This is a genomic window from Daejeonella sp. (assembly GCF_044232565.1).
In the GTDB taxonomy this organism is placed as follows: Bacteria; Bacteroidota; Bacteroidia; order Sphingobacteriales; family Sphingobacteriaceae; genus Daejeonella.
In genome coordinates, this window is record NZ_JBIILQ010000080.1 from 1 (window position 1) to 10,511 (window position 10,511).

The following is a 10,511-nucleotide window of genomic DNA, read 5'->3' on the forward strand; positions in this document are numbered from 1 at the left end:
TCGTCGGCAACTTGTTCATCAGTATTTCTTCCGGAAGTGTTTGGGCGGCTATATCCTACGGTGTAAACTCGGATGAAAAATCCTATAAATGCGACAAAAAGACAGCCTAATTCATAAAGATATTGTTCTGTTTCATTTTTGAGAACCCAATTTTCGGGCTCAGTTTCATTTTTATAGAATAAAAATATACCAATTACGAAAATAATAAGTGGTAAAATGCCACGATACTTGAATAGCCAGGTGCCCTGACGTTCCATTTGCTCAGTTAAAGCCATTTTATGAAAGAAATTTAATAATCATGAAGATATCAATTAATATTGTGAATTGATAAAAATAATCCTGTAATTATTTTTTTAAAAATTTAGAAATTAAAAGCCTAAGATATTTTCCTTGATGAATGTGATATTTTAGAGCACAAGTTTTGTATTTTTCTAACTGAAAGTGTCAATCAAACCTTTAACTTTGCAACATGTACGAATTGATTAAACCTCTATTTTTTAAATTTGATCCAGAAATTATCCACCATTTAGTTACTGGTGGATTGCGAAGAGTGAATCAAGTTTGGGGTGTAAAGTCTTTGTTAAAAAATCTATATCAATTCGAAGATAAACGACTCGAGCGCGAGGTGATGGGTTTAAAGTTTAAAAACCCTTTAGGTTTAGCTGCAGGATTTGATAAAAATGCCACTTTAATTGAAGATTTTGCTGAACTGGGTTTCGGCTTTATTGAAATTGGTACCGTTACTCCTTTGCCTCAACCGGGTAATGAAAAGCCTCGAATGTTTCGATTACCTGAAGATCAGGGCTTAATTAATCGTATGGGTTTTAATAACCAGGGTGTTGATGTTGTTGCAGCACGATTAAAGCAGGTTAATCGCAAGGGTTTAATTATTGGAGGGAATATTGGTAAGAATAAAATAACACCTAATGAGGATGCTGTTAGCGATTATATCAAGTGTTTTGATCGCTTATTTGATGTAGTGGATTATTTCGTTGTTAATGTTAGCTCGCCAAATACTCCTGGTTTACGCGAACTACAAGAAAAGGAACCGCTCAAACATATCTTGAATGCCCTGCAGCAGCGAAATATGAAGAATGGTATTTCTAGGCCCATATTACTTAAGATTGCTCCTGATCTCACCAATTCGCAATTAGATGATATCATAGAAATTGTATCTGAAACAAAAATTACTGGTGTAATTGCTACAAATACAACACTTTCTAGAGAAAACTTAAGCTCAAATCTAACTTTGAAAAATCAGAGCGGCGGATTGAGCGGTAAGCCTTTAAGTGAACGTTCCACGGAAGTAATACGTTACCTTTCTGAAAAATCAAATAAGTCTTTTGTAATTATTGGAGTGGGTGGAATACATTCTGCGGAAGATGCGATAGAAAAAATTAATGCAGGTGCTTCTCTGATCCAGATTTACACAGGTTTTATCTATGAAGGGCCAGCTTTGATAAAAAGAATCTTGAAGGGAATCTGTAATATCTAATATAAAAACAGAAAAATCTGTTTTTACTCAAAAAAAATCCTGATCATTTTCGACCAGGATTAAATTCTTAATTTAAAAGAATTACTTCTTTGCAGCTGCTTCAATTGCAGCTAATACTGCATTGTTTTTACTAACCTGACTTTTAGCAGATTGTGCAGAGCGACTTCCGATTTCAATGTCTCGGCCTAGTTTTAAAAATTGAACCTCTAAACGTGAAGTGGTCTTATTTTTTCTGTCTTTTCTTTTTAAACGTGTAACACCCATGGTTTTAAATTTAATTTTTTTTTTGAGGTCAGGAGCGGATTCGAACCGCTGTAAAAGGTTTTGCAGACCTCTGCCTAGCCACTCGGCCACCCGACCTTTTGTAAAGGAATGCAAAAGTAGCAAATTATTATTGCTACCCAACATTTTTTAACAATTTCTTCTAATTTCTGAACAGAAGATTGATGTTGAAATGGCAACATTCAGAGATTCTGCATTTCCAAAGCGCGGAATTGTGACTGGAATGTCAATTTCAGACATCAGATTTGCACTTATTCCCTTTCCTTCATTTCCTAATAAAAGGATTCCTTCCTTTCCGAAATTTGTTTTATAAATTGATTCTCCCTCCAGTAATGCACCATAAACTGGAGATTTTATTTTGCTAAATAGACTTTTTAAGTCGGTATAAATTACCTGAACCCTTGCCAATGACCCCATGCTAGCTTGAACAACCTTGGGGTTAAATGCCTCAACGGTATCTTCTGAACAGAATATGTATTCTATGCCGAACCAATCTGCAGTACGAATGATCGTCCCCAAATTACCAGGGTCTTGAATACCATCTAATGCTAATGCAAATTTACCTTGGATAGATTCGAAAGATATTTCTTGTGGCTCAGGTAATTTTATAGTTGCCAGTAATTGCTGTGGGGCATTTAAAGTACTTATTTTTGATAATTCGTCGGGACTTATCTCATGTAACTTTATATTTTGTGATAATTTACCCAACTTTGGCATTACATCTGTAAGATGATAGATGGAATCAATTTCGTATTTTGAGCTAATAAACTCTTGAATTGACTTAAAACCTTCAACGATGAAAAGACGATGTTCTTTTCTGAACTTTTTTTGATGTAAAGATTTAATAAAACTTATTTGAGACTTTGAAATCATACCTTCTCTGCCGAGCTTACTTAATTACAAGTATAAGCTTTTTGTTCTTAATATTTTCTGCGTGCAATGCATCTAGGTATTTGTCTGAGGATCAAGTTTTGGTTAAGAAAGTCAGATTGGAGGGTATTGACAAGCAATTTTTGGAGACGGCATCCACCTTTGTCCAGAATGATATTAGACCAAATTCCAGGCAAAATCTAGCATTATATAATATTTTTAATACCCGGAATGGTAAATACCGAAGCGATAGACTTAAAGCAATTGGTGAGGCTCCTCATATCTTAGATAGCTCATTGATGGAAATTTCACGTGTGCAAATCGAGAAGTTTTTAGCTACTAAGGGTTATTTTAATGCAAAAGTGAGTAGCGATCTGAAAGTTAAGAACAAACAAGCTGAAATTGTTTTTACAGCCAATCTTGGTCCCGAATTTAAAATCAATAAAGTCACTTATTTTATCCAAGATTCAATTGCAGAAGCTCTTTATATGGCTAATCGTGAACGTTTTGGGCACATAAAAGAGGGGCAACGTTTTGATTCAGATTCATTGGCCTTGGAGCGTGAACAAATTTATAGAATGATGAAACAGCATGGTTATTTTGATTATGTGCGTCAGTTTGTGAGGTTTGAGGTGGATAGCAATCTTAAAAATAATGAGGCTAATCTGAGATTATTTCTTACCAACCCTGCAAATAAATCGTCTCATCAAACCTATCTTATCGATAATAGCCAAATATCAATTACTACAAGCGCTGGTTTAAAAGACATTCAAAACCTAGACACAGTTAACCTTGATTCTCAATTTAATTTCATTGATTACTCCCGAAAATTTAATCCTAAACCAATCAGTCGGTATATATATATAAAGAAAAATGACCTTTATAATATTGATAATGAGGAAATTACTTATGATCGATTGTACGATTTAAATGTATTTAGAAATATAAAAATTGATTATCAAAAAACTGGAGATAGTACGGCTAAGCTTATTCCCAAATACACAATTACGCCCCTAAAGAGAATGAGTAGTAGATTAGAAGGTGAATATATCTTCAATTCTGGTCGGAATGGTTTAAATATTGGTAATACTTATACCAATAGAAATCTTTTTGGTGGCGCCGAACTTTTAGAGCTAAAAATAAAATATGGAATATTTTTTGATGCCAATAGCTCAGAGAAAGTATTCGACCGTGTTTTTAGCCGTGATCTTCAGCTAGGTGCCAATCTTGTTATTCCCAAACTATTAGTCCCATTTAATGTTCCTATGATGGGAAAAAATGGGATGCCTAGGACAACAATTTCAAGTAGCTTCCAGCTTTTTGATCAGAAGGAAGCATTTTCAAGTCGCGTTTTTATAAACTCCATTACCTATGATTGGGTTGAAACAAAACGAAAGTTACACTCTTTTACTCCAATAAATATTGAATTTAGAAAGGGAGAATTAGATGCTGTTTTAAGAGATAGTTTAATTCAAAGAGGATTTGAATTATACGTAAAAACGAATGATCGACAGTTCTTTAATTTTGGCAGTAAATATGCCTTTACGCTGAATTCAGTTAAGTTAAATTCTTATAGTAATTTTTGGTATTTCAAAGGCTCTTTAGATGCTGCTGGAAATTCTTTAGCGCTATTAAATTCAATCGTAAATTTCAGCGAAGACCAAGAGGGATTTAAACAAGTTTTTGGTATACCCTACCAACAATATGTTAAAACAGAGTTTGATTTGAGATATTATCGCTCATTTGGTGGTGATAAGCAATTGGTGGCACGTATTAATCCTGGTATTGGTATTCCCTATGGAAATAGCGTTCGTTTGACTTTTGAAAAGAACTTTTTTGCGGGTGGGTCAAGCGGTGTTAGGGCATGGCAGGCACGAACTTTGGGACCTGGAAAATACAATAGAGCAGTTTTTGGCACTTCAGGTACAGCTGATACCCTTAGAAGTAATCTCCGAAATCTGGATCAACTTGGGGAGATAAAATTAGAGGCTAACCTTGAATACCGATTTAAAGTTGCCAATAATATCCTAAATGCGAAAGTTAAAGGTGCAACCTTTGCCGATTTTGGAAATATTTGGAGAAGTTCAGATTTTATTGAAAATCCGGGTGGTGAATTTAAATTTAATCAGTTTCTAGGTCAGCTGGCAATCGGAGTAGGAGCCGGATTAAGATTCGACTATAACTATTTTGTATTTAGACTCGATGCAGGTATTAAAGTGAAAGATCCTCAGTTTATTGGTTCAGACCAATATGTGATTCAACATATTTTCAATAAAAAGCAATTTAAACGCGACTTTGAAGTTACGCATCGCCCTGATATTTACCGTTTTGTGCAGTATAATTTCGGAATAGGTATGCCTTTTTAAACTTTACCAATGAAGGTTCCTGCTTTAATAATTTTTAAATTAAATTTCTTATTCCATCAAAAATCGTATCAAAAAAAGTTGGAATTTTTAGTCCCTGGCTCGAATTATAATAAAAAATACCAATCATAAGGATAACAGCCACTACGATAAACTTCCTAAAAAGGGCGGCAAATAATATTAAAATTAGGGGTATTATCACTAAAACCCACCAGCTAATCCTTATTGGATTGATACTATCGTCTTTTTGATAGACATAGTATAATTTACCGTTTGTGCCCGATTCATTCTCGTGTCTTAAATAGATAAATGTCGATTTATTTATCGGCTGTTTCATCACTGCCACACCATCGTTGAACTTTAATTCTTGTCCAAAACCATTGATGCTAAATTGAAATGTCCCGTTTAGGCTTTCTATCGGAATGTCTAATGAATCAGTTGCAATAATGGCTATTTTATTTTTTTTAAGAAGGTTCTCCTTAACCATAAAATTAGTGATAGCAACAGATTGTCTTTGAATATATTCTTCCTGAGCCAGTACCTTTTTGTTGGCTACTATAAGCAATAATGTGATAAAGATTATTTTAAAAATTTTCATTCAAATGATCGTTTATTGTAAATTAAAAATCCCATATGAAACATGATAATAAAAAGTTTTTGGTCATCATCACTATGTTTAACACTCAAACTGATTGTTCCTATGTGTTATAAACATTCTGGTAATTATTCATACTTTCGATCTAAGAATAATTCTCCATTAATTTTCCCTTTTAACCCATTAATTTAAATCTTTTAAGGGCTGGAAAATTTATGCTTACTTGCAATAATCAAAAGCTTAATTATCACAAAGATAAACTTGTTTGTCATTTTCTTAAACACGATTCTTTTAATTTAATTTCTTAGATAGATTTTTAATAATTTACTGTGTATTAGTACTGTTTATCCCTTTTTCAGGTTAGACTTCTTTGATTTTATTGAAAGAATTGGATTTTCTTGATATTTTTCTATTAATTAGTAGAAAATAAGCTCAAAATGGGACTTATAGAATCTATTAGGAAAATCATGAATTACAGACAATACGCAGAGAAATATCAAGACAATCTATTAAAAGATGTCATTCCTTTTTGGTTAAAAAACTCAGGTGATAAGGAATTTGGTGGTTTTTTTACCTGTCTCGATCGAGAGGGAAACGTTTTTGATACTGATAAATTTGCTTGGTTGCAGTTTAGACAAATATGGTGTTTTAGTATGCTTTATAATCAAGTTGAGCGGAAAAAAGAATGGCTTGATTTTGCACTGCAGGGGGCTGAGTTTATGAAAAAACACGGAAGAGACAGTGAGGGTAATTTTTATTTTTCGCTTACACGCGAAGGAAAACCACTAATTCAACCCTATAATATTTTCTCGGATTGCTTTGCAGCAATGGCTTTTGCTCAGCTTTATAAAGCTACTGGAACCGAAGAATATGCAAAGCTTGCCATTGATACTTTCAATAATATCCTACGTAAAAAAAATGATCCCAAGGGCAAATATACAAAAGCATTTCCTGGTACAAGGCCGTTGCAAGGCTTTTCTTTGCCCATGATTCTATGTAATCTGGTTCTTGAACTGGAGCATCTTTTGGATCGCGACTTGATTGAAAAAACAATAAATGATGGCATTCATTCTGTGATGGATATTTTCTATCAGGAGGATCTTGGAATAATTCTTGAAAACGTAAATCCAGATGGCTCATTTTCTGACTCGTTTGATGGGCGCTTGGTAAATCCTGGCCACGGATTAGAATCTATGTGGTTTATCATGGATATTGCCGAGCGTAGAAATGATCAGGCACTAATAAAAAAGGCAGTTGATACCACTATAAATATTTTGGAATATGGCTGGGATCAGGAATTTGAAGGTATTTTATATTTTATGGATGTAAAAGGTCATCCGCCACAGCAATTAGAATGGGATCAAAAACTTTGGTGGGTGCATGTTGAAACCTTAATAAGCTTATTAAAAGGCTATTATCATACTGGGGATCAACGTTGCTGGGATTGGTTCGAAAAGGTTCATAAATATACATGGAGCCATTTCCCGGATGCCGAAAAGGGAGAATGGTATGGCTATCTAAACCGTAGGGGGGAAGTATTACTTCCACTAAAAGGGGGTAAGTGGAAAGGTTGTTTTCACGTTCCACGCGGATTATATCAGTGTTGGAAGACACTGGAGAAAATAGAAGAAAAATATGGTAAATAGCTTTTGGCAATTAGCCAAAGACTGAGTTACCTCAAATAAATAGGATATGGCAAATATACCCATGCAAAATGTGGTGATCTCAGATAATGAGAGCAGCAACCAGAATTACACTCCAGCACTTATTTCACTTGCAGTTCTGTATTTCATGAATGGCTTTATTACCTGCCTGAATGATACTCTGGTGCCTTTTTTCAAAGAAGGATTCACCTTAAGTTATGCAGATTCGTCGCTCGTTCAATTCTATTTTTTCCTTACCTACGGACTTATGTCATTCCCTGCAGGGATGATTGTGGAGAAAATTGGTTTTAAGAATGGGATGGTTCTTGGATTTGCCATTGCAGCAATTGGAGCATTATTATTTTATCCGGCTGCCGACATGCATCTATATTATTTGTTTCTCGCTGCTTTATTTGTTTTAGCAATTGGAATCGTCGTATTGCAAGTTGCCTCTAACCCCTATATCACAGCTCTTGGTCCGGCCAAGACAGCATCTTCACGTCTTACACTTATTCAGGCAGTGGGTTCTATCGGAACAACAGTAGCACCCATTTTTGGTGCTCATTATATTCTTTCGAGCTTGCAGGAATCAGGTTCATCAAGCGATGCCGTGAAATATCCTTATTTAGGTATTGCAGCCTTGCTGATCTTTATCGCTCTTGTAGTTTATAATCTGAAATTACCTAAAATTAGTACGGGCGCTGAAAGTACTGTGGCAAGTCCTGAAGAAAGGAGAAGTCTTTTCTCATTCCGTAATTTAAATTATGGTTCATGGGCTATTTTTGCCTATGTAGGAGCTGAAGTGTCAATTGGAACTTTTCTGACAAACTATATCGCTGACACCTTAACTATGGGTATAGAGGATGCAAATTCCTATGTTTCCTATTATTGGGGTGGTATGCTTGTTGGCCGTTTGATTGGCTCCTACCTGCTAAAAACTATAAAACCTTCATTTATACTAACTATTTGCGCTGCTGCAGCAATTTTACTTGTAGTACTTTCTGTGAGTACTGCTGGAACATTTGCCGTTTGGTCAATGATCGGTGTAGGTTTATTCAATTCAGTGATGTTCGCCATTATTTTCTCGCTGTCCGTTCAGGGACTTGGCAAGTACACCACCAAAGCTTCGGGAATATTATCAACCGCTATTGCAGGTGGTGCAATTATCTCATTTTCACAAGGTTATTTAAAGGATCATTCAACATGGGCTGTAGCATTCATGATTCCTGTACTTTGTTATTTGTACATCGTATTTTTTGGAATTAACGGCTATAAGTCAAAAGCTGAAAGTTTATGAAAAGAAGAAGTTTTATAAGTCTGACAGGGCTGGGAGCTACCGGCTTGGCCACAGCAGCATTATCTGCATTCCCTAATCATTCATTTGCTACTGGAACTGTACCAGAACAGAAATCCGCTGAACTGCATGCAAGTGTAGTGATTGCTGGTGGAGGAGTTGGTGCTTGTGCAGCAGCTTTATCTGCTTTGCGCAACGGGCTTGATGTAATCATGACCGAAGAAACCGATTGGATTGGTGGCCAGTTAACATCTCAAGGTGTTCCTCCTGATGAGCATGCATGGATTGAAACGCATGGAGCCCCAAAATCTTATCGTGATTATAGAAATGCGGTCAGGAATTATTACAAAAATAATTATCCAATAACCGATGCTGCAAAGGCGAGACCGAGGTTAAATCCTGGCAATGCGATGGTTTCTGCACTTTGTCATGAGCCTAGAGTTTCACTGGCAGTTTTACAGGAGATGCTTGCTCCATATATCAGTTCTGGTAAATTAACGCTATTGCTTGAGCATAAAATCAGCTCCGCTGAGTATTCAGGTAATAAAGTGAAGGCTCTGAAAGCTCAAAGTTTGAGATCTGGCCGTAACTTGATTCTAACAGCACCTTATTTTGTGGATGCTACCGAAACGGGTGAATTACTTCCTCTGACCGGTACAGAATTCGTGATGGGAACTGAATCCAGAAATGAAACTCATGAATTACATGCGCCATTAAAAGCAGATCCTGATAATCAGCAGGCATTTACCATGTGTTTTGCGATGGACTATGTTCCAGGATCAAATAATGTTGGTGATAAACCTGCCGAATATGATTTTTGGCGCAACTTAGTACCAAAAATGACCCCTGCATGGCCAGGTAAATTGCTTGATTTGAGTTATTCCAATCCTAAAACCCTGGAAAAGAAACCATTAGGATTCAATCCTGATGGCAGTTCCACAGATCCATTTTTGAACCTTTGGAATTACCGTCGCATACTTGCAAAAGATAATTTTACCCCCGGTTCTTTTAAAGGGGATATTTCTACGGTTAACTGGCCTCAGAATGATTATACATTAGGTAATCTGGTGGGTGTATCTCAAAAGGAGTTTAATTATCATGTAAATAGAGGAAAGCAATTGAGTTTATCCCTTTTTCATTGGCTGCAAACTGAGGCTCCTCGCATGGATGGGAAGCAAGGTTGGCCGGGACTTCGTTTAAGGAATGATGTAATGGGTACAGAAGATGGCTTAGCTAAATATCCATATATTAGGGAATCTAGGCGTATAAAGGCTCAGTTTACCATTTTAGAAGAACATGTAGGGCAGGAGAACCGAATTCAGGTTGCTGGTGCAGAAGCCGGTAAAATAGCTGCCGATTTTTATGATAGTGTAGGAATTGGTTATTACCACATCGATTTACATCCAAGTAGCCGCGGAAATAATTACATTGATTTTTCATCCTTACCCTTTCAAATTCCTTTAGGTTCATTACTACCAGTACGGATGGAAAACTTGCTTCCTGCAAATAAAAATATAGGAACCACGCATATCACCAATGGTTGCTACAGGCTACACCCAGTTGAATGGAGTATTGGTGAAGCAGTAGGTTTATTGGTAAGCTATTCCTTAAAAAAGAATGTAATCCCACATCAAGTACGTGAGGGGAAAAATTTATTGGCTGAATTCCAGGATTTTATCGTGAAACAGGGTATTGAATTGAAGTGGAAATAAATATTCTTTCTTTAAATTAATCTCAATATGAAAAGAAGAGAAATTTTAAAAAGTTTTAGTTTGATCCCATTAGCTGGATCTGTAAATATCAATAAGTCGGATGCAGCCACAAAGCAGCGTGAGGAATGGCTACCTAAAAAGGTATCGATACCGAGTAAATATCCTAGCTCTAGTCCGCTTTCTGCTTGTATTCGTTCCGGCCACTTGGTTTTTTTAAGTGGCATTGGTGGTTGGTATCCGGATAGGAGGAAGGAGCC

General features: G+C 36.0%; 9 protein-coding genes, 1 tRNA gene and 1 pseudogene. 6 read left to right on the plus strand and 5 right to left on the minus strand.

The features are described from left to right. Positions 1-275: pseudogene (locus tag ACILQF_RS06210) on the minus strand (lipid A phosphate methyltransferase); the annotation flags it as partial. Positions 276-469: 194 nt separating this feature from the next. Here ACILQF_RS06210 and ACILQF_RS06215 point away from each other — a divergent pair. Beyond that, positions 470-1,495 (plus strand): quinone-dependent dihydroorotate dehydrogenase, encoded by a 1,026-nt coding sequence (locus ACILQF_RS06215; protein WP_395626549.1) that lies wholly within the window; start codon positions 470-472, stop codon positions 1,493-1,495. Between the two features lie 81 nt (positions 1,496-1,576). On the opposite strand, the gene ACILQF_RS06220 is transcribed toward ACILQF_RS06215, so the two are convergent. The 3 genes from ACILQF_RS06220 to ACILQF_RS06230 all read right to left on the minus strand — a co-directional run bounded on the left by ACILQF_RS06220 (position 1,577) and on the right by ACILQF_RS06230 (position 2,650). Further along, the gene (locus ACILQF_RS06220; RefSeq protein ID WP_395626550.1) at positions 1,577-1,759 is read right to left on the minus strand and encodes a spore protein; all 183 of its coding nucleotides are present in this window, start codon (positions 1,757-1,759) and stop codon (positions 1,577-1,579) included. Between the two features lie 25 nt (positions 1,760-1,784). Next, positions 1,785-1,855, minus strand: a tRNA-Cys gene (locus tag ACILQF_RS06225). A 51-nt stretch (positions 1,856-1,906) separates the two neighbouring features. Beyond that, positions 1,907-2,650, minus strand: coding sequence for a TrmH family RNA methyltransferase (locus ACILQF_RS06230; RefSeq protein WP_395626551.1), 744 nt, complete (start codon positions 2,648-2,650; stop codon positions 1,907-1,909). Between the two features lie 80 nt (positions 2,651-2,730). On the opposite strand from ACILQF_RS06230, the gene ACILQF_RS06235 reads away from it, so the two are divergent. Next, entirely contained in the window at positions 2,731-5,013 is a 2,283-nt protein-coding gene (locus ACILQF_RS06235) for a BamA/TamA family outer membrane protein (RefSeq protein ID WP_395626552.1), read from the plus strand. Between the two features lie 34 nt (positions 5,014-5,047). Here ACILQF_RS06235 and ACILQF_RS06240 read toward each other — a convergent pair whose 3' ends face one another. Continuing rightward, entirely contained in the window at positions 5,048-5,608 is a 561-nt protein-coding gene (locus ACILQF_RS06240; protein ID WP_395626553.1) for a hypothetical protein, read from the minus strand. 434 nt (positions 5,609-6,042) lie between these two features. Between ACILQF_RS06240 and ACILQF_RS06245 the strand changes: the two genes are divergently transcribed. The 4 genes from ACILQF_RS06245 to ACILQF_RS06260 form a co-directional block, all read left to right on the plus strand. Next, positions 6,043-7,251 (plus strand): AGE family epimerase/isomerase, encoded by a 1,209-nt coding sequence (locus ACILQF_RS06245; RefSeq protein WP_395626554.1) that lies wholly within the window; start codon positions 6,043-6,045, stop codon positions 7,249-7,251. Between the two features lie 46 nt (positions 7,252-7,297). Beyond that, entirely contained in the window at positions 7,298-8,545 is a 1,248-nt protein-coding gene (locus ACILQF_RS06250; protein WP_395626555.1) for a sugar MFS transporter, read from the plus strand. After that, the gene (locus ACILQF_RS06255) at positions 8,542-10,254 is read left to right on the plus strand and encodes an FAD-dependent oxidoreductase (protein WP_395626556.1); all 1,713 of its coding nucleotides are present in this window, start codon (positions 8,542-8,544) and stop codon (positions 10,252-10,254) included. Before ACILQF_RS06250 ends, ACILQF_RS06255 begins: the two co-directional genes overlap by 4 nt. A 27-nt stretch (positions 10,255-10,281) precedes the next feature. Next, positions 10,282-10,511, plus strand: a 230-nt coding sequence (locus ACILQF_RS06260) for a hypothetical protein (protein WP_395626557.1), incomplete at its 3' end; no start/stop codon positions are given.